The organism is Rhodoferax sp. OV413 (assembly GCF_900104385.1).
In the GTDB taxonomy this organism is placed as follows: Bacteria; Pseudomonadota; Gammaproteobacteria; order Burkholderiales; family Burkholderiaceae_C; genus Rhodoferax_B.
This window is the reverse complement of record NZ_FNJA01000004.1, coordinates 138,749-160,947: the sequence shown is the minus strand read 5'-3', so window position 1 is coordinate 160,947 and position 22,199 is coordinate 138,749. Positions and strand designations below refer to the sequence as shown.

19 protein-coding genes are annotated in these 22,199 nt (G+C 65.6%); 11 read left to right on the top strand and 8 right to left on the bottom strand.

The features are described from left to right. Positions 1 to 6 precede the first annotated feature (6 nt). A complete protein-coding gene (locus tag BLT66_RS15255; RefSeq protein ID WP_092758598.1) occupies positions 7 to 414 on the top strand; it encodes a YchJ family protein in 408 nt (135 codons plus the stop codon). 43 nt (positions 415 to 457) lie between these two features. On the opposite strand, the gene BLT66_RS15250 is transcribed toward BLT66_RS15255, so the two are convergent. The 5 genes from BLT66_RS15250 to BLT66_RS15230 all read right to left on the bottom strand — a co-directional run bounded on the left by BLT66_RS15250 (position 458) and on the right by BLT66_RS15230 (position 5,382). Continuing rightward, positions 458 to 1,075, bottom strand: coding sequence for an NAD(P)H-dependent oxidoreductase (locus BLT66_RS15250; protein ID WP_092758590.1), 618 nt, complete (start codon positions 1,073 to 1,075; stop codon positions 458 to 460). A 123-nt stretch (positions 1,076 to 1,198) separates the two neighbouring features. Then, positions 1,199 to 2,263 (bottom strand): XdhC family protein, encoded by a 1,065-nt coding sequence (locus tag BLT66_RS15245; RefSeq protein ID WP_092758588.1) that lies wholly within the window; start codon positions 2,261 to 2,263, stop codon positions 1,199 to 1,201. A gap of 10 nt (positions 2,264 to 2,273) precedes the next feature. Continuing rightward, positions 2,274 to 4,520: a xanthine dehydrogenase family protein molybdopterin-binding subunit gene (locus BLT66_RS15240; RefSeq protein WP_092758586.1), complete on the bottom strand. Its 2,247-nt coding sequence runs from the start codon at positions 4,518 to 4,520 to the stop codon at positions 2,274 to 2,276. Positions 4,521 to 4,533: 13 nt separating this feature from the next. After that, positions 4,534 to 5,007 (bottom strand): (2Fe-2S)-binding protein, encoded by a 474-nt coding sequence (locus tag BLT66_RS15235; protein WP_092758584.1) that lies wholly within the window; start codon positions 5,005 to 5,007, stop codon positions 4,534 to 4,536. 33 nt (positions 5,008 to 5,040) lie between these two features. Beyond that, complete coding sequence (locus BLT66_RS15230; protein ID WP_092758583.1) at positions 5,041 to 5,382, bottom strand: c-type cytochrome; 342 nt, start codon at positions 5,380 to 5,382, stop codon at positions 5,041 to 5,043. A gap of 95 nt (positions 5,383 to 5,477) precedes the next feature. On the opposite strand from BLT66_RS15230, the gene BLT66_RS15225 reads away from it, so the two are divergent. From BLT66_RS15225 to BLT66_RS15215, 3 genes are all read left to right on the top strand, one after another. Next, positions 5,478 to 6,380, top strand: coding sequence for a LysR family transcriptional regulator (locus BLT66_RS15225; RefSeq protein ID WP_092758582.1), 903 nt, complete (start codon positions 5,478 to 5,480; stop codon positions 6,378 to 6,380). A 282-nt stretch (positions 6,381 to 6,662) separates the two neighbouring features. Then, the gene (locus BLT66_RS15220; protein WP_218922615.1) at positions 6,663 to 7,679 is read left to right on the top strand and encodes an extracellular solute-binding protein; all 1,017 of its coding nucleotides are present in this window, start codon (positions 6,663 to 6,665) and stop codon (positions 7,677 to 7,679) included. Further along, complete coding sequence (locus tag BLT66_RS15215; RefSeq protein WP_092758580.1) at positions 7,676 to 9,391, top strand: diguanylate cyclase domain-containing protein; 1,716 nt, start codon at positions 7,676 to 7,678, stop codon at positions 9,389 to 9,391. Before BLT66_RS15220 ends, BLT66_RS15215 begins: the two co-directional genes overlap by 4 nt. Before the next feature lie 79 nt (positions 9,392 to 9,470). Here BLT66_RS15215 and BLT66_RS15210 read toward each other — a convergent pair whose 3' ends face one another. Next, a complete protein-coding gene (locus BLT66_RS15210) occupies positions 9,471 to 10,895 on the bottom strand; it encodes an aldehyde dehydrogenase family protein (RefSeq protein ID WP_092758579.1) in 1,425 nt (474 codons plus the stop codon). Between the two features lie 101 nt (positions 10,896 to 10,996). Between BLT66_RS15210 and BLT66_RS15205 the strand changes: the two genes are divergently transcribed. Next, entirely contained in the window at positions 10,997 to 11,923 is a 927-nt protein-coding gene (locus tag BLT66_RS15205; protein WP_092758578.1) for a LysR family transcriptional regulator, read from the top strand. A gap of 14 nt (positions 11,924 to 11,937) precedes the next feature. On the opposite strand, the gene BLT66_RS15200 is transcribed toward BLT66_RS15205, so the two are convergent. Both BLT66_RS15200 and BLT66_RS15195 read right to left on the bottom strand, forming a co-directional pair. Beyond that, positions 11,938 to 12,522 (bottom strand): DinB family protein, encoded by a 585-nt coding sequence (locus BLT66_RS15200; protein ID WP_092758577.1) that lies wholly within the window; start codon positions 12,520 to 12,522, stop codon positions 11,938 to 11,940. Between the two features lie 199 nt (positions 12,523 to 12,721). Next, a complete protein-coding gene (locus BLT66_RS15195; RefSeq protein ID WP_092758576.1) occupies positions 12,722 to 13,630 on the bottom strand; it encodes a LysR family transcriptional regulator in 909 nt (302 codons plus the stop codon). A gap of 169 nt (positions 13,631 to 13,799) precedes the next feature. Between BLT66_RS15195 and BLT66_RS15190 the strand changes: the two genes are divergently transcribed. From BLT66_RS15190 to BLT66_RS15165, 6 genes are all read left to right on the top strand, one after another. Then, entirely contained in the window at positions 13,800 to 14,705 is a 906-nt protein-coding gene (locus BLT66_RS15190) for an alpha/beta hydrolase (RefSeq protein ID WP_092758575.1), read from the top strand. A gap of 105 nt (positions 14,706 to 14,810) precedes the next feature. Continuing rightward, on the top strand, positions 14,811 to 16,043 hold the full coding sequence (locus tag BLT66_RS15185; protein ID WP_092758574.1) for an efflux RND transporter periplasmic adaptor subunit: 1,233 nt from the start codon (positions 14,811 to 14,813) through the stop codon (positions 16,041 to 16,043). Between the two features lie 23 nt (positions 16,044 to 16,066). Further along, positions 16,067 to 19,327, top strand: coding sequence for an efflux RND transporter permease subunit (locus BLT66_RS15180; protein ID WP_092758573.1), 3,261 nt, complete (start codon positions 16,067 to 16,069; stop codon positions 19,325 to 19,327). 24 nt (positions 19,328 to 19,351) lie between these two features. Continuing rightward, complete coding sequence (locus BLT66_RS15175) at positions 19,352 to 20,821, top strand: efflux transporter outer membrane subunit (RefSeq protein ID WP_092758572.1); 1,470 nt, start codon at positions 19,352 to 19,354, stop codon at positions 20,819 to 20,821. 192 nt (positions 20,822 to 21,013) lie between these two features. Then, complete coding sequence (locus BLT66_RS15170) at positions 21,014 to 21,322, top strand: putative quinol monooxygenase (protein WP_092758571.1); 309 nt, start codon at positions 21,014 to 21,016, stop codon at positions 21,320 to 21,322. A 404-nt stretch (positions 21,323 to 21,726) separates the two neighbouring features. Next, a complete protein-coding gene (locus BLT66_RS15165; protein ID WP_092758570.1) occupies positions 21,727 to 22,170 on the top strand; it encodes a PRC-barrel domain-containing protein in 444 nt (147 codons plus the stop codon). The last annotated feature ends 29 nt before the right edge of the window (positions 22,171 to 22,199 follow it).

The window sequence follows — 22,199 nt, the reverse complement described above, 5'->3', positions numbered from 1 at the left end:
CCGCCTATGAAGAAAAACCTGCATCCCGCCCACGCCCCTTGCCCTTGCGACAGCGGCAAGCCCTATGCCGAGTGCTGCGCGCCCTGGCACAAGGGCATGGATGCAGGTATTTACGCGCCCACGGCCGAGGCGCTGATGCGCTCGCGCTACAGCGGCTATGTGCTGGGTCTGCTGGAGTACTTGCTGTTTACCTGGCACCCGTCCACCGCGCCCGGCGATCTGGAGCTGCCACCGGTCAAGTGGCTGGGCCTGGAAGTGCGCCATGCGATGGAGGCCGGCGACGCCGGTGTGGTCGAGTTCGTCGCGCGCTGCCGCGATGGCGGGCGCGCGGAACGCATGCACGAGACCAGCCGCTTTGTGCGGCAGGATGGGCGCTGGTATTACATCGACGGGCAGATGCACGGCGCGGAGTAGGGTGCTACTTAAATAATAGCTGCTTGCGCATATGGAATATGCGCTAGACCCCTATAAGGCACTCAGAATCAACCACAAACTCGGCCAGATGTGCGCGCAGCCGCGCCATGTCATCCTCGATGGTCGGAGCCTTGAATACGTCGAAGCATGAGAACGACGGCAGTACCTCCATGCCGCTAAACGCATAGTTGGCGGTGTTGGCCACCAGCACGTCGTCTACCGATTTGCCTTTGAACAGGTCTTGCGCCGGGTTGTCGAATGCCTCTTGCGGCGCATTCCAGGTCAGTGACACCATGTACTGCTTGCCTTGCAGCAAACCGCCCGAGCCGTACTGCCGAGTCGGGTCGGTGCGGGTGCGGCCATCTCCGGTGATGAAGTTGCCCTGCAGCATGCCCGCGGTAAACACCTCGTCTACGTACTTTTTGTAGATCCACGGCATGCCAAACCAGTACACGGGCGACTGCAGAATGATCAGGTCGGCCCACAGGTGTTTGGCTACCTCGTCGGCTACCGTGTAGCCTTTTTCGATGTGGGTGTGCTGCACGGTGTAGCCGCGCTGCTCCATCTCCTGCTGCACCACCTCGGCCATGGCCGCGTTGAGTTTGCCGGTGGAAATGCCTTCGTAGAACTGGTGGGCATGGATGATTAAGACGTTGTGCATGTGGGCTTCCTGTTGAACATATGGCACTGTAGGTCGGTGCATTCAAAAGAAAAATAGCCCAATGCTGCATGCCTTGTGAAGATTTTCTTCAAGGCTGGTAAGCCGGAGCCAGAAGGGTGGCGATCACACCACCACTTCACAGCCTGGAAAGCCGGCACTTTCTTCGCCGTGCTTGTCCTGCTTGCTCTGCTTACTCTGCTTACCTATGGCGACCGGTGTGGGGGCGGGCTGGCGGATGCCGTTCTTCACCGCCACCACCTCGGCCATGATGGACAGGGCGATTTCGGCGGGGGTTTTGCTGCCTATGTACAGGCCCGCTGGGCCGTGCAGTGCATGCAGCGCGGGTTCGGAGATGTCGAAATGCGTGCGCAGCCGCTCATGGCGCAGCGCGCTGTTGCGCCGCGAGCCGATGGCGCCTACGTAGAAAGCATCGGACTGCAGCGCGTCGATCAGCGCCAGATCGTCCAGCTTGGGGTCGTGGGTGAGGGCGACCACGGCGGTGCGGGCATCGGGCTTCAAGCGCAGCACCAGGTCGTCGGGCATCTCGTGGCTGAGCTGCACGCCGTCTAGCGCCCAGCCCGCACGGTGTTCTTCGCGCGGGTCGCAGACGATCACCTCAAAGCCCAGGCCCAGCGCCATCTGGCACAGAAAGCGCGACAAGTCCCCAGCCCCGATCACGATGATGCGGGCCTGTGGCCCCAGGTGGGTGGTGAGGTGGGTGTCGCTCAAAACAGGCACACCGTCCCGGTGGCCTGCGCCCAATGCCACCTCGCCGGTGCGCAGGTCCAGCCGCCGCTCGGTACTGCGCCGTTGTAGGCAGGCCTGCAGCAGCGCCTCCAGCTGGCTGCGGGGCGACACCGGCTCCAGCACCAGTTCCACCGTGCCGCCGCAGGGCAGGCCGAAGCGGTGGGCTGCGTCGGCGGATATGCCGTAGCGCAGCACTGCGGGCGTGTCCGTCGCGCAGGCCGCTTGCACGCCACCCTCTCGGATACGCAGGATCAGGTCGTCTTCGATACAGCCGCCCGAGACCGAGCCAACGGTCTCCCCGCGCCCGTTGATGGCCATGAGCGAGCCGGGTGGCCGGGGCGAGGAGCCCCAGGTGCGCGCCACGGTGACCAGCACCACCGGTAGCCCCTGGGCCTGCCAGGCTACCGCGGTGCGTAAGACCAGGGTGTCGAGGTCTTCCATGGTCTGCGCCCTAGGCGAGGTTGAACGGCAACTGCCGCAAGGACTTGCCTGTGAGGAGCGCAATCGCGTTGGCAAACGCCGGTGCCAGTGGCGGCAGGCCGGGCTCGCCCACGCCTTTGGGCGGCTCCGCACTGGGCACGATGTGCACCGCGAACGCGGGTATGTCGGTGATGCGGGCCACGGCGAAGTCGCCGAAATTGCTTTGCTCCACCACGCCGTCTTTGAGCGTGATGGCCGCGCCGGGCAGGCACATCGACAAGCCCATGACAGCCGCGCCCTGGATCTGCGCCTCGATGCTGCGTGGGTTGACGGCCAGGTTGCAGTGCACGCCCGCCGTGGCGCGGTGCAGCACCGGTTGCCCGTCCTGCACCGAGGCCTCGACCACGTAGGCCACCACGGTCTCAAACGATTCGTGCACGGCCACGCCCCAGGCGCGGCCTGGGGGCAGCGTGGTCTTGCCATAACCGCTGCGGTCTACCGCCAGTTGCAAGGCCGCGCGGTGGCGTGGATGCTTGTCGCCAAACAGGGCCATCCGGTAGGCCACCGGGTCTTGCTTGCTGCTGCGCGCGATGTCGTCGAGCAGGGTCTCCATCACGAACGCGGTGTGCGTGGAGCCCACGCTGCGCCACCACAGTACCGGCACGTTCAGCTTGGGGTGGTGCACGGTCAGGCGCATGGGCAGGTCATACGGGTCGCGCATGCCCTCGGTGGCCGTGGCATCGATGCCATCTTTCACCTGGAACGATTCGAAGACCGTTCCCACCAGGATGGACTGGCCCACGATGGTGTGGTCCCAGGCCAGCACCTTGCCGCGTGCGTCGAAGCCGATGTGCGCGCGGTGCAGGTGCATGGGGCGGTAGTAGCCGCCCTTGATGTCGTCTTCCCGGCTCCACAGCAGGCGCACGGGTACGTTCAGGCCCGCGGTGCGCGCGGCCTTGGTGATCTGGCAGGCCTCGACCACGTAGTCGCTGCTGCCCACAAAGCGCCGACCAAAGCCGCCTCCGGCCATCTGCACGTTCACTTTCACCTGCTCGGGCTTCAGGCCCAGCGCCTTGGCCGCCGCTGCCGCGTCCAGCCCGGCGCTTTGGGTGCCGACCCACAGCTCGGCGCTGTCGCCCGCCAGCCGGACGGTGCAGTTCAGCGGCTCCATCGGCGCATGGGCCAGATACGGAAACAGGAATTCGGCCTCGATGTGATGCGGGGCCTTGTCCAGCGCCGAAAGGTCGGCGTCGAACTTGCGCGGGCCGGACTGCTGGGCCAGCGCCCGGTACTGCGCCAGTTGCTTCTCGCTGTCTACCTTCTCGACGGCGGACGTATCCCATTGCAGCTTCAGCGCGTCGCGCCCCAGCTTGGCGGGCCAGTAGCCGTCGGCCACCACGGCTACACCTTCGCCGCCCAGGTCTACCGGTATGCGGAACACCGCTTTCACGCCTTTGACGGCGCGTGCTGCGCTGTCGTCCACCGAGGCCAGGCGGGCTCCGAACACCGGTGGGCGCGCCACCACGGCGGTGAGCTGGCCGGGGTGCTTCACGTCGATGCCGAAGTCCTGCCGCCCGCTGCTCTTGGCGCGCGCATCCAGGCGCGTGGTGGGCTGGCCGATGATGCGAAAGTCTTTCGGGTCTTTCAGCGTGACTTTCTCTGGCACGGGCAGCGCCATGGCGGCTTCGGCCAGTGCGCCATAGCCCGCCTTGCGGCCACCGGGGCCTATCACCGTGCCGGCCTGCGTGCGCAGCATGGCGACATCCACGTTCCATTGTGCGGCGGCGGCAGACAACAGCATGGCCCGGGCCCGCGCGCCGAGTTCGCGGTACTGGGTGAAGCTGTTCTTGATCGAGTTGGAGCCGCCGGTCAGGTGCATGCCGAACATCGGGTCGTGGTAGGCCGCATCGTTGGTGCCGCTTTTGCTGCGCACCAGGCTCCAGTCGGCATCCAGCTCCTCGGCCAGGATCATCGGCAGCCCGGTCTGCACCCCTTGGCCGAATTCCAGCCGGTTGATGGTGACGGTGACTTCGCCATTGGGTGCAATCTGCACAAAGGCCGAGGGCAGCTGGGTGGGCTTTAACGCGGAAGCTGTGGCGGAGGCCGTGGCTTGGGCGCTGGCCAGGTAGGGGAAGGCCCCCAGCGCCAAGCCGCCCACGCCCGCCAGCTTCAGGAAGCTGCGCCGGGGCAGGGTGGCTGCCGTGTCGGCATTCGAGCGTTCCATCAAATGTTGCAGCACGCGGGGCATGTCGGTGGGGTCGATGTGGGTGGGCATCATGGTGGGTACTCCTTCAGGCCAGGGCTTTGGCGGCATCCGCCACCGCGGCGCGGATGCGGGCATAGGTGCCACAGCGGCAGATGTTGCCCGCCATGGCGGCGTCGATCTCCGCTGCCGTCGGTTGCTTGCCCTTGGGCTGCGATTGAAGGAAGGCGGTGGCGCTCATGATCTGGCCGCTTTGGCAGTAGCCGCACTGCGCTACGTCATGCTGGACCCAGGCCGCGTGCACGGCGGCACCGACGCGGTCGCTGCCATCGGTGGTGGCCTCGATGGTCTTGATTTTTTTGCCCTCGGCGGCGGAGATGGGCGTGATGCACGAGCGGATGGCCTGGCCGTCCAGATGCACGGTGCAAGCGCCGCACAGCGCCGCCCCACAGCCGAACTTGGTGCCGGTCATGCCCAGCGTGTCGCGCAGGGCCCAGAGGATGGGGGTGCCGGGGTCGGTATCGACCGTGAGGTCACGGCCGTTGATGTGCAAGGTGGGCATGTGGAGTTCTCTAAAAAAGGGGGGGGATGTAGATCAGGGGCGGGGGCCGTCCAGCACCCATTGCGCCAGCGTCTGCAGGTCGGCATCGGGAATGCTGGGCTGCGGCGGCATGGGCATGGCACCCCATTTGCCGGTGCTTCCAGCTTTGATGGTGGCTGCCAGTTGCGTTGCAGTTGTGCCGTCACCGTACTTGGCGCGGATGTCTTTCCAGGACGGCCCCACCGTCTTGGTGGCGGGCTGGTGGCAGGCCACACAGGCGTACTTTTGTGCCAGCGCCTGGCTGGCGGTTGCGTGGACAGGCCACAAGGTGGTGGCACAGAGCCCCAGGGCTGCCAGCAGGCTTGCGGCGGGCGGGGAAGGACGGTTTTTCAGCATGTGGGTTCCATCGGAGGTTTGGTGCACTGTAGGGACCGCAATACAAAAGAAAAATAGCGCAATACTTCATGCCTTATGAAGCTATGCTTAAAAGCATGCAACTCAAACAATTCGACGGCCTGATGGCTTTCTGGAAGGTGGCGGAGCACCGGGGCTTCACGGCGGCGGCTGCCGAGCTGGAGGTGTCGCCTTCGGCCCTGAGCCAGTCCATCCGGCAGCTGGAGGCCCGGCTGGGTGTGCGGCTGCTGCACCGCAGCACGCGCAGCGTGAGCCTCACCGAGGCGGGGCAGGCCTACCTGGCGCGGGTCGGCCCGGCGCTGGGCCAGGTGATCGAGGCGGGGGAGGAAATTAACACCCTGCAAGGCCGGCCGGCGGGCACCTTGCGCCTGAACTCCGCCCGCATTGCCACCGCCATGGTGTTGCAGCCCTTGCTGGCGGGCTTTCTGGCCGAGTACCCGCAGGTGCAGATCGAGCTGACCAACGACGAGGGTTTTGTGGACATCGTGGAGCAGGGGTTCGATGCCGGTGTGCGCATGGGCGAAAGCCTGGCCCGCGACATGGTGGCCATCCCCCTGGGTGGGCCGGTCACCGTGGCGGTGGTGGCATCAAAGGACTACCTGCGGCGGCATCCCGCGCCGGTGCACCCCGACGACCTGGCGCAGCACAACTGCGTGCGTTTTCGCTTTGCCAGCACCGGGGCCATTTACAAATGGGAATTCCAGTTGGACAGCCGGGTGGTGGAGTACGAGGCCCGGGGCAACCTGACCATCACCGACAGCCTGTTCAACCTGGAAGCAGCGCTGGAAGGCGTGGGCCTGGCCTACACCTTTGAGTCGCTGGCACAGCCCTACCTGCAGGCTGGGCGCTTGCAGCAGGTGCTGCAGGCGTATTCGCCCACGTTTCCGGGCTTCTACCTGTACTACCCCAGCCGCCACGACCAGCCGAGCAAGCTCAAGGCGTTCATAGACTACGTTCGGCAGCGGGCTGTTTACTCTTGAAACTATAGCTACCCGCGCAGGAGGAATATGCGCTGGAGCACTATTTCATTGCTTTTTCAAGTTGCTGGCACATACGCAGTGCCACACCTGTCGCGCGAGTGACATTTATCAAATATTGATGTAACAGCAGGCTCGTCCGCAGGGGGTCAGGCTCACGCAGCATCTTTTGGGGTTCTGGCTGGTGTAATCTGCGCAAAAAAGCCGCGCCCTGGATCCAGCCTAGACCGATAGCTCCCACACCCTCGCATGAATCGGCCCCTTCTTTACCGTCGGCATTTCTGTATGGCGCTTGCGGCATCGCCGCTGGCAGCCGCGGCCCATGCTGCCGAGCCCTTGCGGGTGCTGGCCTGGGTGGGTTATGCGGACCCCGACATCGTCAAGACCTTCGAGCAGCAGCATCAGTGCAAGGTGGAGATCACCACCATCTATTCGGATGTGGACCTGTGGCAGAAGGTCAGCCACAACAACGGGCAGGATTTCGACCTGTTTGCGGTCAACACCGCCGAGCTGCAGCGCTACATCCGCATGGGCCTGGTGCAGGGGGTTCCCACCGCTGCCGTGCCGAATCTGGCCAAGCAACTGCCGCGCTTCCGCGATCTGCGGGCCATTCCGGGCCTGGTGCATGGCAGCACGGTCTACGCCGTTCCCTATACCTACGCCGAGATGGGTTTGATCTACGACCGCAAACAGATCGCGCAGGCGCCCAATTCGATCAGCGCGCTGTGGGACCCGCGCTACAAGGGCAAGGTGGTGGCCTACAACGGCGGTACCCACAACTTCTCGCTGGCTGCTATTTCGCTGGGGCTGAAGAAGCCGTTCCAGCTGTCGGCCAGAGACTGGCCGGCGGCGGTCGACCAACTGATTGCCCTGCGCCGCAACGTGACCGGTTTCTACATCGACCCCGACGAATCGGTCGATCTGTTCCGCAGCCGCAAGGCATCGCTGATGTTTGCCAACTACGGCCGCCAGCAGCTGCAGCTGCTGCAGGCGGCCGGGGTGGATGTGGGCTATGTGATTCCCAAAGAGGGCGCTCTGGCCTGGCTGGACTGCTGGACCATCACCCGCGGCGCCAGGAACCGCACGCTGGCCGCCGCCTGGATCAACTACATGCTGGAGCCCGAGCCCGGCAAGGTGCTGCGCACCCGCCACGGGCTGGACAACACCACTTCCGCCGCGCCCGAGGACAGCCCTGAAGACCGCCTGCTCTGGCTGGAGCCGGTGGACAGCGAAGACCGCCGCAACCTGCTCTGGGCCCGCATCCTGGCGGGCGACCGCGCCAGCAAGGTACTGGCGCCATGAGGTTCGGCATCGTCGCCAAGCTGGCGCTGCTGTTGGCGCTGGTGGGGGTGTTGGCCGCGGGATTGACCGGCTTCTATGCCTACCAGACCAGCCGCAACCTGCTGGTGGCGTCGGCCAAGAACAAGCTGCTGACATCCACCCAGGTGCTGGCCCGGCGCATCCTGCTGACCCACGAAGAAATCTCGCGCAATCTACAGGTGCTGGCCCGCCACCCCAGCGTGGTGTCGGTGCTGCAGCGGCCGAACGAAGCCGAAGCCGAGCAACTGGCCACGCTGCTCGCGCTGCTGATGGACGCCCACCCCTCCTACCTGCAGCTGCGGGTGATCTCGGCCAGCGACCACGGGCTGGAGCAGGTGCGGGTCGACCGCGTGGGCCGGATGGCGCTGCGCGTGCACGGCGACGACCTGCAGGAAAAAGGCCATTACCCCTATGTGGCCGAAACCCTCAAGCTGCCGGCCGGTGCCATCTATTTGTCGCGCATCACCATCAACCACGAAGGCAGTGGTGCTGCCGGGTTGGACCAGCCCACGCTGCAGCTGGCCATGCCGGTGATGGACGTGCAAGGCATGGCCATTGGTGTGGTGGTGGTCAACGTCGACTTGAACGGCATGTTCGCCCTGCTAGCTGCCGATCTGCCGCCAGTGTTCAAGCTGTTTCTGGCGAACGGCGAGGGCGACATCCTGGTCCACCCGGACAGCAGCAAGACCTTTGGCTTCGACAAAGGCCGGCGCACGCTGGTGCAGGACGAATTCCCACCCACCCTGGCTGTGGTCGAGGGCCAGCAAGACCAGGTGGTGTTTGAAGCCAGAACCGACAGCTACGCCGCCGACCCGGTAGTGGCGGCCTTCATCGAGCAGAAGATCGCCGTTGCGTCGACCGAGAACCGGCTGGTCCTGGGCCTGGCCCAGCCTCTGGACCAGGTGCTGGAAGAGTCGCAACAACTGGGCAAGGTGATACTGCAAATCGTTGCCGGTCTGTGCCTGGCCTGCGTGCTGCTGGCCTTGCTACTGGCGCGCGCCTGGACCCGCCCGCTGGATGCCATCACCCGCGCCGCCCAGCGGTTTGCCAACGGCCAGCAGCCCGGCGAACTGCCCCTGGAACGGCAGGACGAGATAGGCACCCTGGCGCGCAGCTTCCACCAGATGCACTACCAGATCAACCAGCAACTGGCCGATCTGCAGGACAACCAGGAAGAGCTGGAACACCTGGCCCAGCACGACATGCTGACCGACCTGCCGAACCGCCGCCTGTTCCAGGAGCGGCTGGAGCAGGCCCTGGCCCACGCCCGCCGCTATGGCTCGCAGGCATGCCTGTTGTTTATCGACCTGGACGCATTCAAGTCCATCAACGATAGCCTGGGCCATGAGGTCGGCGATGTGGTGCTGAAGACCATGGCCGAACGCATGCAGCAGATGACGCGCGAGGTCGATACCGTGGCCCGCCTGGGCGGCGATGAGTTCGTGGTGCTGCTGGGCGCGCCCGCACCCAACGAACACCTGACCGTGATCGCCGAGAAGCTGCTGCTGGGCCTGAAGGAGCCGATCCGCGTGCAGTCGCACACCTTGTGCGTCACCGCCAGCATCGGCATCAGCCGCTTCCCGCAAGACGGGCAAACCGCGTCGGAGATGCTGGTCAACGCCGACCAGGCCATGTACAACGCCAAGCTCGCCGGGCGCGATGCTTTCCGCTTCTTTTCAGATCCGGCGGATTAAGCCGATACGCTAGATTGCTATCGAATGCATAGCCGCTTGCGCTGGTGGAATAAGCGCCAGAGGCCGAAAACACCCAAACTCAAGCGTGCAGACCCAGTACCGACTTGGGCTCCAGAAACGCCTCTAGCCCGAACAGGCCGTATTCGCGCCCTATGCCCGATTGTTTGAAACCACCAAACGGTGCCAGCGGCTCGTGCGCCAGGGTGTTGACCAGCACACGGCCCGCGTCGATGCGCGCCGCCACGGCCCGGGCGCGCTCTGGTTTGGACGACAGCACATAGGCCTGCAGGCCGTAGGGCGTGTCGTTGGCAATCGCGATGGCTTCTTCTTCGTCGCGGTAGGGAATCAGCACCAGCACCGGCCCAAAGATTTCTTCGCGGGCAATCCGCATCTGGTTGTGCACGCCGGTAAATACGGTCGGGCGCACAAACCAGCCGGCCTCTAGCCCCGGCGGCAGGCCTTCGCCACCGACCAGCAGTTGCGCGCCCTCGTCGATGCCGAGGCGGATATAGCGCTGCACGCGCTCCCATTGCCGTTGGCTGACCATGGGGCCGACTTCGGTATCGGCGGCGCGCGGGTCGCCGACCCGGGTGTTGCCGACCACGGTTTGTACCAGCGCCTCAACCTCGGCCAGGCGTGCCTGCGGTACCAGGATGCGGGTGCCGGCAATGCAGGCCTGGCCGCTGTTCATGAAGCCGGCCTGGATGGCCAACGGCACGGCCGTGGCCAGGTCGGCATCGTCGAACAGCAAGACGGGCGATTTGCCACCGAGTTCCAGCGTCACCCGCTTCAGCGTGTCGGCGCCGGCGCGCAAGATGGTCTTGCCCACTGCTGTGGAGCCGGTGAACGAGATCTTCGCCACGTCTGGGTGTGCGCTAATCTCGGCGCCCACGGTTTCGCCCCGGCCGGTGACGATGTTGAACACGCCCGGTGGCAGGCCGGCGGCGTGCAGCGCCTCGCTGACGATGCGGGTCTGCCCGGCGCTCATCTCACTGGGCTTGACCACGGCCGTGCAGCCGGCCGCCAGGGCCGCAGCCAGCTTGCCGCAGATGAAGCCAGCGTTGCTGTTCCAGGGCGTGATCAGCCCGGCCACGCCCAGCGGCTGCATCACCACCTCGGCGCTGCCCGCGCGGCGCTGGAAGTCGTAGCCCTCCAGCAGCTGCGCCGCGTCCAGCAATACGCTGGCCGCGTGGGCGGCCATCCATTTCGCGCGGGACACCGGAGCGCCGTACTCTTCGACGATGGCGGCCGTCAGTGCCTCGCCGCGGGCCAGCACCTCGGCATGCATGCGCCGCAGCAGGGCGATGCGCGTGGCCTTGCCGGTGGCGGCAAAGGCCGGAAAGGCGCGTTTCGCAGCTGCAATCGCCCGGCGCGCATCTTCGGCGTCGGCCAGGCGCACCTGGCCAATTACCTGGGCGGTGGCGGGGTTGAACAGATCAAACAGCTCTTCGCCGTGTGGTGTGACGAAGGCGCCGTCGATGTAGATGGTGGCTATGGTTTGCATGTGGATTCCTGGGGTTTTGGGGGATGGCTGGAAGATTAGCGGTGTAGGATTGCTTTGATAAGCCATGCAAAGCTGCATGCGCTGTGTATGGAACTTAAACAATGCGCTCTTCAGGACTGACCGAACTCGAAGCCGTGCTGGCCGTGGCCCGGCACCGCAGCTTCCGCGCGGCTGCGACCGAACTAGCCATGTCCAGCTCGGCGCTGAGCCAAACCGTGGCCGCGCTGGAAGCCCGCATCGGCGTGCGACTGTTCCACCGCACCACCCGCAGCGTGTCGCTGTCCGAGGCGGGCGAGCAGTTCGTGGCCGAAGTCGGCCCGGCCTTGTCGGCCATCCGCGGCGCGCTGGAGCAGGCCAGCAGCCACCGCGATACCCCCGCCGGCACGCTGCGCATCAACACCTCGGTGGGCGCGGCGCGCCAGGTGATGGCGCCCATCGTGCTCGAATACCTGCGCCGCTACCCCGACATGCAGGTCGATATCGTCACCGAAGGGCGGTTGGTGGACATCGTGGTGGATGGCTTCGACGCCGGCATACGCCTGGCGGAAACCGTGCCGCAGGATATGGTGGCCGTGCCGTTTGGCCCCAGCCAGCGCTTTGCCGTTGTGGGCACACCCGCCTACTTGGCGGCCCATCCGGCGCCGCGTACACCGGCCGATCTGGCCACCCACCGCTGCGTGCGCAGCCGCATGCCCAGCGGTGCCATCTATCGCTGGGAATTTGCGCGGCACGGCGAGTCGCAGCAGGTGGATGTGCAAGGCCCGCTGACCCTGGACGAGCCGAACCTGATGCTGGAGGCCGCGCTAGCTGGCGTGGGCCTGGCCTATCTGACCGAATGGAATGTGGCGCCGTACCTGGCCGACGGACGCCTGCAGCGGGTATTGCAAGACTGGACGCCACCGTTCGCCGGCCTGTGCCTGTACTACCCGAGCCGGCGCCACCTGCCTGCCGGCTTGCGCGCGCTGGTGGCGCTGATACGCGAACAGAGCCAGGGCGCTGGCACCGCCGCTACAGAGCCGGCTGTGTAAGCCCTTACGGAGGCTCAAGGCCAGATGGCGGCTTCGCTGAAGCCCAGCTCGGCGAAATCCTGCCGGCGCAGCGGTGCGTCCATGGTGCAGAAGAATTCATCCAGCTGCGGTGGTGGCACGGCGGTGCTGGACAGCATGGCGTGTACCTGGCCGCGGTGGTGGATCTGGTGTTCAAACACATGGGCCAGCAGACGGGTGCGGGTTTCCTGCTGGGTGCCGGTGGGGCGCAGGATGGTGACCACGCGCGAGAGGCTGGCATCGCCCAGCGTCTGGCAGTAGGCGATCAGTCTGGCATCGACAGCGCGCTGCGCTGCCTGCACCGCCTGGCAGCTGTCGCAGGGCTCGGGTACTTCAAAAAACTCGGCGATGCGCGGGTGGGGCGGTTCGCCGCGCGCCTCGCGCTCAAAGGCGTCCACGTAGAACCAGTCCACCGTCAGGATGTGGTTGAGCGTGGCCCGGATGGACGGGAAGAAGCCGCTGCGCGGCGCCACAAACTCGGTGGGGTCCAGCCGCGCACAGGCCGCCAGCAGCCGGTGGTTCGCCCAGGCGTTGTTGTAGGCCATGGTCGTCAGATGGTGCGAGAGCGGGTCTTGCGGCATGCCGGGCCTCCGTACGGGGTGGTTGGGGTGGGACGGATTGTCCTCCGCCATCGGGGGGCCATGCATGGGGCCGCAGCGTCGTGTTGCACGGGTCCATGGACGTAACCAGGATACAGATTTGCTATCTATTTAATAGCTGCTTGCGCTGGTGGAATATGCGCTAGAGGCCGAAAAAGCATAAATTTCAGCTGGCACTACCTTACTGCAGATGCGGGTGCTTGGTAAACAAATCCGCCGCCCAGTCCACAAACGAGCGCACCTTGGCGCTCAGGTGGCGGTTCGGCGGATACACCACGTAGATGGGGATGGACGGTATGGCCCAGTCGGGCAGGATCTGCACCAGCGTGCCGTCGGCCAGGTGCGGCGCGGCCATGAAGGTGACCATCTGCGACACGCCCAGCCCGGCCAGCGCGGCCGCCATATAGGCATTGCTCTCGTTCACGGCGATGCGGTAGCTGCTGTCCAGCGCCAGCTCCACACCGTCTTTGGCAAACTCGTTCGGCATCATCCGCCCGGTACGTGGCGAGAAGAAGTTCACCATACGGTGGCCGTGCTCCAGGGCCTGCGGTTCGGGCGGCATGCCGAAGCGGCGCAGGTAGTCGGGCGAGGCCACGGTGATCATCGGCAGGTTGCCGATGCGCCGCGCCACCAGTGACTGGTCGAGCAGCTCGCCGCCGCGGATTACGCAGTCCACGTTGTCGCCGATCAAATCCACCGGCCGGTCGCTGACGCCCAGGTCCAGCTGAATGTCGGGGTAGCGGTCGAAGAAGGTCGACAGGGCCGGGATGATCAGCAGGCTGGCCAAGGACGAGCCCACGTCGACCCGCAAGCGCCCCTGCGGGTTGGTCTGTGCATTGCCCATGCTGGCTTCCAGTTCATCCAGGTCGGCCAGCAGGCGGGCGGTGCGCTCGTAATAGGCGGCGCCGTCGGCCGTTACCGTGACGCGGCGGGTCGTGCGGTTCAGCAGCTTGACGCGCAGCCGTGCTTCCAGGTGCTGGATCTGCTTGGTCACCGTGGCCTTGGGCAGGGCCAGCGAATCGGCGGCCTTGGTAAACGTGCCTGCCTCCACCACCCTTGCAAACACGCGCATGGTCAGTATCTGGTCCATAGGTTTTCCTCTTACTCTTGGCCTTCACAGGCTGTGCCGGATCTTCGCATGGTAAAGATGCTCGATTGTTGGCAAAACAGAAACAGAGAAGTCCTAAAACCCCCTCTTTATGCAACGCCGGCTACGCACTACATTTCTTCACATACCCGAACCTCCCTAGGTCAACACCATGTCACCCCGTTCCAGCACCCCCAAGTCCGCCGCGATTGAAGAAGCCGACACCCGCATTGCCTTAGAGCAGCGGCCCGCGGTGGATGTGCGCATGTACGGCAAGCGCGTGCCGGGCGGTGCGGCGCCGCTGGTGGTGCACTTCCACGGCGGGGCGTTTGTCAAAGGCGGGCTGGACAACGGCGCGACCGTGGCCCGGCTGCTGGCCAGCGCCGGCGCGGTGGTGGTGTCGGTGGCCTATCCGCTGGCGCCGGTCCATCCTTTCCCTGAAGGTGTGGAAACCGGCTACGACGTGCTGGCCTGGGTCTACAAGCACCGGGTCAAGCTGGCCGGGCAGGGCGCCCGTGTGTTCCTGGCCGGCGAAGAAGCTGGCGGCAACCTGGCCGCCGCGGTGGCGGTGATGTCGCGCGACCGCGGCCACCCGCCGCTGGCCGGGCAGATTCTGCTGTCGCCCATGCTCGACCCCTGCGTCGGCACCGCGTCTTTGCGCGCCGCCGCCGCCCAGCGCATGGCGGCCGGCTGCGCCGACAGCTGCAAATATGCGGATGGCTGGCACCAGTACCTGCGCTGCGCCATGGATGCAGAGCATCCCTACGCCGTACCCGGCATCGCCCGCCGCCTGGCGAATATTGCGCCTACCCTGGTGCTCAGCGGCCCTGACGATCCGCTGCGCGATGAAGCCCGCGCCTATGCCGAACGCCTGCGCGCTGCCGGCATCGCCGTGACCTACAGCCTGCTGTCGACGGCCCAGGGCTGGCCCGACGCGCTGACCGCGCCGATCAGCAGCGAGTGCGCCTGCGGCCCAGCCGTGCTGCAGCAGTTCCGCGCGTTTTTTGACGCCACGCAGCCCAGCATCAAGCCATCCAAGCCGGGCAAACCGGTCGCCGATGGGGCGACCAGTTGTTGACCCGCACCGCTTAAACCCTCCGTAAACCACCGCCTTCCTGGCTGCTCTGGCGCCCAGGTGGGCCGCCGCATTCCTGTTTTGTTTTTGTTCTTTGAAAGGCCCGCCATGTCCGCATCCAAATCCTCCAACTCCTTCACCTACCGCAGCGCCCTCTGGACCACCGCCGCCTCGCTGACCGCGGTCGCGGCTGCGGCGACCATCGTGTTCGGCCTGCAAACCCCGGCCGAGGCCGGCCCCAGCCCGGCAGCGCCGCAAGCCATCCCGGTGTCGGTGGCCACCGTGGAATCCAGCCAGATCAACGCCTGGGACGAGTTCTCGGGTCGGCTGGAGGCCGTGCAGCGGGTCGACATCCGTTCGCGCGTCGCCGGTGCGGTGCAGGCCGTGCATTTCCGCGAAGGCGCGCTGGTCAAGCAGGGCGACCTGCTGATCACCATCGATCCCGCGCCGTATGCCGCCGAAGTCGAGCGCAGCGAAGCCCAGGTGGCCGCCGCCCAGGCCCGCGTGTCGCATGCTAGCAGCGAACACGAGCGATCCAAGCGCCTGTGGGACGAGCGCGCGATTGCCCAGCGCGAGCTGGACGAGCGGGTCAACAGCCTGCGCGAAGCCGAGGCGAATCTGCGCGCCGCCCAGGCCGCGTTGCAGTCGACCCGCCTGAGCCTGGGCTACACCCAGGTGCGGGCGCCGGTATCTGGCCGCGTCGGCAAGCTGGAGGTCACCGTGGGCAACCTGGTGGCCGCCGGCCCGGGCGCGCCGGTGCTGACCACGCTGGTTTCGATCAGCCCGATCTACGCCAGTTTTGACGCCGACGAGGGCGTGATTGCCCGCGCCCTCAAGGGCTTGCATGGCCAGGGCGGCACGCGTGCGTTGGACAGCATCCCCGTGCAAATGGGCACGGCCGCTACCACCGACACCCCGTTCAAGGGCCGGCTGCAGCTGGTCGACAACCAGGTGGATGCCAAGAGTGGCACGGTGCGGGCCCGCGCGGTGTTCGACAACGCCGATGGCAGCCTGATGCCCGGCCAGTTTGCCCGCCTGCGCATGGGCCAGGCCCAAGCCCAGTCGGCCTTGCTGGTGAACGAGCGCGCGGTGGGCACCGACCAGGACAAGAAGTTTGTCATGGTGCTGGGTGCCGACAACACCGTGGCCTACCGCGAGGTGACCTTGGGCGGATCGGTGAACGGCCTGCGCATCGTCAGCAAGGGCCTGGCCGCTGGCGAGAAGCTGGTGGTCAACGGCCTGCAGCGCGTGCGCCCCGGCGCCTTGGTCAGCCCGCAACCTGTGTCCATGGACGCTAAACCCGAAGCGCAAGCCAAGCGCGATGGCGCTGCGCAGTCCTGATCTGGATCTGATGAGTACACACCATGAATCTATCTAAATTCTTTATCGACCGGCCGATTTTTGCCGGCGTGCTGTCGCTGCTGATGCTGATCGCCGGCCTGATCGCACTGCGCAGCCTGCCGATCTCGGAATACCCCGAGGTCGCGCCGCCCTCCGTGGTGGTGCGCGCCCAGTACCCGGGTGCCAATCCCAAGGTGATTGCCGAAACCGTGGCCACGCCACTGGAAGAAAGCATCAACGGCGTGGAAGGCATGCTCTACATGGGCAGCCAGGCCACGACCGACGGCGTGATGACCCTGACCGTCACCTTCAAACTCGGCACCGACCCCGACAAGGCCCAGCAGCTGGTGCAGAACCGCGTCTCGCAAGCCGAGCCGCGCCTGCCCGAGGAAGTGCGGCGCCTGGGTATCACCACCATCAAGAGCGCACCCGATCTGACCATGGTGGTGCACTTGGCATCGCCTAACAACCGCTACGACATGAACTACCTGCGTAACTACGCAGTGCTGAACGTGAAGGACCGGTTGGCGCGCATCCAGGGCGTGGGCCAGGTGCAGATTTTTGGCGGTGGCGATTATTCGATGCGCGTCTGGCTGGACCCGCAAAAGGTTGCCCAGCGCGGCCTGTCGGCCAGTGACGTGGTGGCTGCCATCCGTGGCCAGAACATCCAGGCTGCGGCTGGCGTGGTCGGCGCGTCGCCTGGCCTGGCCGGTGTCGACATGCAGTTGTCGATCAACGCCCAGGGCCGTTTGCAGAGCGAAGAAGAGTTTGGCGAGATCATCGTCAAGACCGGTGCCGACGGCGCCATCACCCGGCTGCGCGACATCGGCCGGCTGGAAATGGGTGCGGCCGACTACTCGCTGCGCTCGTTGCTGAACAACGACCCGGCCGTCGGCATGGGTGTATTCCAGGCACCTGGCTCGAATGCGCTGGACATATCCGCCAATGTGCGCAAGACCATGGACGAGCTGCAGAAGAACATGCCCGAGGGCGTGGAGTTCCGCATCGCCTACGACCCCACGCAGTTTGTGCGTGCCTCCATCACTTCGGTGGTGCACACCTTGCTCGAAGCCATCCTGCTGGTGGTGCTGGTGGTGATTCTGTTCCTGCAGACCTGGCGCGCCTCCATCATTCCGCTGCTGGCCGTGCCGGTGTCGGTGATCGGCACCTTCGCCGTGCTGCACATCCTGGGCTTCTCGATCAACGCGCTGAGCCTGTTCGGCCTGGTGCTGGCCATCGGCATCGTGGTCGACGACGCCATCGTGGTGGTGGAAAACGTGGAACGCAATATCGAAGCCGGCCTGACGCCGCGCGACGCCACCTACCGTGCGATGCGCGAGGTGTCCGGCCCCATCATCGCCATCGCCCTGGTGCTGGTGGCGGTGTTCGTGCCGCTGGCCTTTATCAGCGGTTTGACCGGCCAGTTCTACAAGCAGTTCGCGGTGACGATTGCCATCTCCACCGTGATCTCGGCGATCAATTCGCTGACGCTTTCGCCGGCCCTGGCGGCCTTGCTGCTGCGCGGCCACGATGCGCCCAAGGACGCGTTGACCCGCTTCATGGACAAGACGCTGGGCTGGTTGTTCCGCGGCTTTAACAAGATGTTCAACCGCGGTTCCGAAGCCTATAGCGGCGGCGTGAAGAACGTGATCGGCCGCAAGACACTGATGCTGGTGATCTACCTGGCGCTGATCGGCGTGACCTTTGGCCTGTTCAAGGCCGTGCCCAGCGGCTTCGTGCCAGCGCAGGACAAGCAGTACCTGATCGGCTTTGCCCAGCTGCCCGACGGTGCCACGCTGGACCGCACCGAAGACGTGATCAAGCGCATGGGCGAGATCGTCAAGAAGAACCCGAACGTCGAAGACGCGATTGCCTTCCCCGGCCTGTCGATCAACGGCTTCACCAATAGCTCGAACTCGGGCATCGTGTTTGCCACCCTCAAGCCCTTTGCCGAGCGCACCCGCGCCGACCAAAGCGGCGGTGCCGTCGCCGGCCAGCTGAACCAGGCTTTCGGCAGCATCCAGGATGCATTCATCGCCATGTTCCCGCCGCCCCCCGTGGCCGGCCTGGGTACCACCGGCGGCTTCAAGCTGCAGCTGGAAGACCGCGGTTCGCTGGGCTACGACGAGATGGACAAGGCCGTGAAAGCCTTCATGGCCAAGGCCTACCAGACGCCCGAGCTGGCCGGCTTGTTCACCAGCTGGCAGGTCAACGTGCCGCAGCTGTATGCCGACATCGACCGCACCAAGGCGCGCCAGCTGGGCGTGCCGGTGACCGACATCTTCGACACCATGCAGATCTACCTGGGCAGCCTGTACGCCAACGACTTCAACAAGTTTGGCCGTACCTACAGCGTGCGGGTGCAGGCCGATGCGCCGTACCGTGCCCGTGCCGAAGACGTGGGCCTGCTGAAGGTGCGCTCTACCACCGGCGAGATGGTGCCGCTGTCGGCGCTGATGAAGGTCAACGCCAGCTTCGGCCCTGAGCGCGCCATGCGCTACAACGGCTACCTGGCGGCGGACGTGAACGGTGGCCCGGCCCCCGGTTACTCCAGCGGCCAGGCACAGGACGCGATCGAACGCATCGCCGCCGAGACCTTGCCCAAGGGCATGGCCTTTGAATGGACCGAGCTGACCTACCAGGAAATTCTGGCCGGCAATTCCGCGCTGCTGGTGTTCCCGCTGGCCATCCTGCTGGTGTTCCTGGTGCTGGCCGCGCAGTACGAAAGCCTGACCCTGCCGGTGGCCATCATCCTGATCGTGCCCATGGGTTTGCTGGCGGCGATGACCGGTGTCTGGCTGCACGGTGGCGACAACAATGTGTTCACCCAGATCGGGTTGATCGTGTTGGTCGGATTGAGTGCCAAGAATGCCATCCTGATCGTCGAATTTGCCCGCGAGCTGGAGTTCGCCGGCCGCACCCCGGTGCAGGCTGCGATCGAAGCCAGCCGCCTGCGCCTGCGGCCGATTCTGATGACATCGCTGGCCTTCATCATGGGCGTGCTGCCCCTGGTGTTGTCCACTGGCGCGGGTGCCGAAATGCGCTCGGCCATGGGGGTTGCGGTGTTCTCCGGAATGATTGGCGTGACCGCTTTCGGCCTGTTCCTGACCCCCGTGTTCTACGTGCTGATGCGCCGCCTGGCGGGCAACAAGCCGCTGAAGCTGCACGGCGCGGTGCCGGATGGGGTGGAAGCGCCCATTGTTCCTGTGCACAGCGGACATGGCATGCATGGCGGCTCCACCGCCCGCCCGGTGCTGGCCGCACCCGTGCAGCCGCTGGACTGACCTAGAAATGAATCGAGAAACACCATGAAGCTCTTATCCCATACCCTGGCTCCGCTGCTGGCCGCCCTGGTGCTGGCCGGCTGCGCCACCGCCCCGGCCATCGACACGGCCACCCTGGTGGCCACGCCCACCGAGTTCAAGGAAGGCGCCGCGCAATGGACCCAGGCGGCCCCCGCCGAAGCCCGCGACCGCGGCACCTGGTGGCGCGCTTTTGCCGACCCCGCACTGGACACGCTGGTCGAGCGCGCCAGCCAGCAGAACACCGGCATCGCCGAAGCCGCAGCCCGGCTGGCCCAGGCCCGTGCCTTGCTGCGCAGCAGCGAATCCGACCGGGCGTTGCAGCTCGGCGCCGGTGCCGGTGCCACACGCCAGGCCGGTGCCGGCACGGCCAACGGCAGCACCCCCAGCACCTTGCTGAGTGCCAACCTGAATCTGTCCTACGAGGTCGACCTGTTCGGCAAACTGGCCCGCGCCACCGACGCCGCCAGCCTGGATGCGCAAGCCCGCGCCGCCTTGCTGCAAAGTACCCGCCTGCTGGTGCAGGCCGACGTGGCCCAGACCTACCTGGCGCTGCGCGCGCTGGACGCCGAGCGGGTACTGGTACGCGAAACCGTGGATGCCTACCGCAACACTTTGCAGCTCACCCAAAGCCGCTTCCGCGCTGGCGATGTAGCTGAGCTGGATGTTGTGCGGGTGCAGACCGAAGTGGCGGCCACCGAGTCCGAGGCCCTGGCCCTGGACCGCCGCCGCGCCACGCTGGAACACGCCTTGGCTGTGCTGGTCGGCGACAGCGCCTCCAGCTTCAGTTTAGGTAGTGCCGACTGGAGTACGGCCTTGCCGGTAATTCCCGCCGGCGTGCCCGCCACCGTGCTGACGCGCCGGCCCGACGTGGCCGCCGCCCAAAGCAGCCTGCTGGCCGCACAAGCCCGCGTCGGTGTGGCCCAGGCCGCCTGGTTCCCCAGCCTGTCGCTCACCGCAGCCGGCGGCTTTGCGTCGCCCGAACTGGGCGATGTGTTCAAGTGGTCGGCCCGCGCTTGGGGTGTGGGTGCTTTGCTGTCCTTGCCGCTGCTGGACGGTGGCCGCCGCGAAGCCGGTGTGCAGGCGGCCCAGGCCCAGCTGGACGGCGCCACCGCCCAGTACCGCGGCCAGGTGCTGGCGGCGTTCCAGGAGGTTGAAGACCAGCTGTCTGCACTGCGCCTATTGGAGCAGCAAGCCCAGGCCCAGGGCCGCGCCGTGGCCTCATCCAGCCGCGCCACCGTGCTGTCCGACTCGCGCTACCGCAACGGCCTGGTCAGCCAGCTGGACCTGCTGGACGCTCGCCGCAGCGAACTCAGCAACCGCCGCCAGGCGCTGAACGTGAGATCCGCCCAATACCAGTCCACCGTGACGCTGATTCGCGCGCTGGGCGGCGGCTGGGACGCGCCGGGCAAGGCGAGCTGGGAGCCCGCGCCGCTGAACTTGGCGGTGCGGCAGCAAGCCGAAGTATCACGCTAGGATTTATAAGAAAAGTGGCTCTAGCGCAGATAAATACTGCGCTAGATGCTATGGATTCAGGAGTGGATGGGTTTTTGCACTGCGTCGTACCTCAACGGCTGTCCGCCATCTGACCGCTTGCACCCACCGCAGCGCTTATTTCACAATGGGCGCAAGGTTCAGCGTCTTGAATCCACCACTGAAAAGATCGCTATGTCTGCATTCGCACTCATCATCCAGCACAAGACACAGCCCGGCAGGCGCGAGGAAGTCCGCGCGGTATGGGAGCGGCATATGGCGCCCGCGATTGCGGCCAACCCGGGGCATACCGCCTATTTCTACTGTTTTGACAATGCCGACCCAGACTCGATTTACGCTTTCCAGCAATATGCGAGCGCAGAAGCGTCCCGGGACTTTCTGAAAACCAGCAGCTACGCCGCCTACCTGCAGGAGGTGGAGCCCTTGCTGGTCGGCCCTCCCCAAGTGACAGCGCTGACACCCATCTGGAGTAAGGGCGGTTGAGTATCCGCGCTCAGGTACTTGGAAATTCGCCCGTTGGCTTCCGCGCGCCCACCCAGTCTGTCCCCTGGGCGAGCGCCTGTTCAGCGTAGAAAAAGAACGATCAAGATGATGATCAGGATTGCGCCGCCACCGATATACATAGCTGTCTCCTTGACGTGGCCTACCCTCGACGAGGGTTGTCAGGCACGCTGTGACACACCATTGAAGCCCCTGCCCTAGAGGGCCGTCTGTGCTGTGGCGTACATAGCGCCGAATAGGTCGCGGCTGCGTGCATCGCTGCGGCAGCCCAGGGTGCGTTGGCGCACAGACCCCGCGGGCTGGAGCGCCTATCTTGGCTGCACGGCGTCGATTTGCCGGTGCGGCGTTTGACCCATCCACCACCGGCTGACTGAACGGAGACACATATGAACTACGAAGACCGCGATACCTACGGCATGTACAAGGACTCGGCAATAGGCGGCAGCGAGCCCGACACAAGCCGTGGCCCCGGCCCCGAATTGATGGGTGCTAACACCCTGGTGGGCAACGACGTCTACAACCAGCGGGATGAAGACCTGGGCGACATCAAAGAAATCATGCTCGACATGCGCACCGGCAGGGTCAGCTATGCGGTGCTGTCGTTCGGCGGTTTTCTGGGGCTGGGCGAAAAGCTTTTCGCCGTGCCCTGGGCAGCGTTGACACTGGACACGGTGAACAAGCGCTTCACGCTGAACGTCAACAAGGACCAGCTGGAAACCGCGCCAGGTTTCGACAAGGACGACTGGCCGGACATGTCCGACCCGACCTGGGCCAGCGGCATCCATGCCTACTACGGCACCCAGCCGCATGCAGACGAAACGCGCTTGTAGTGCGGCCTGCACTTCGGCACATTGCCGCC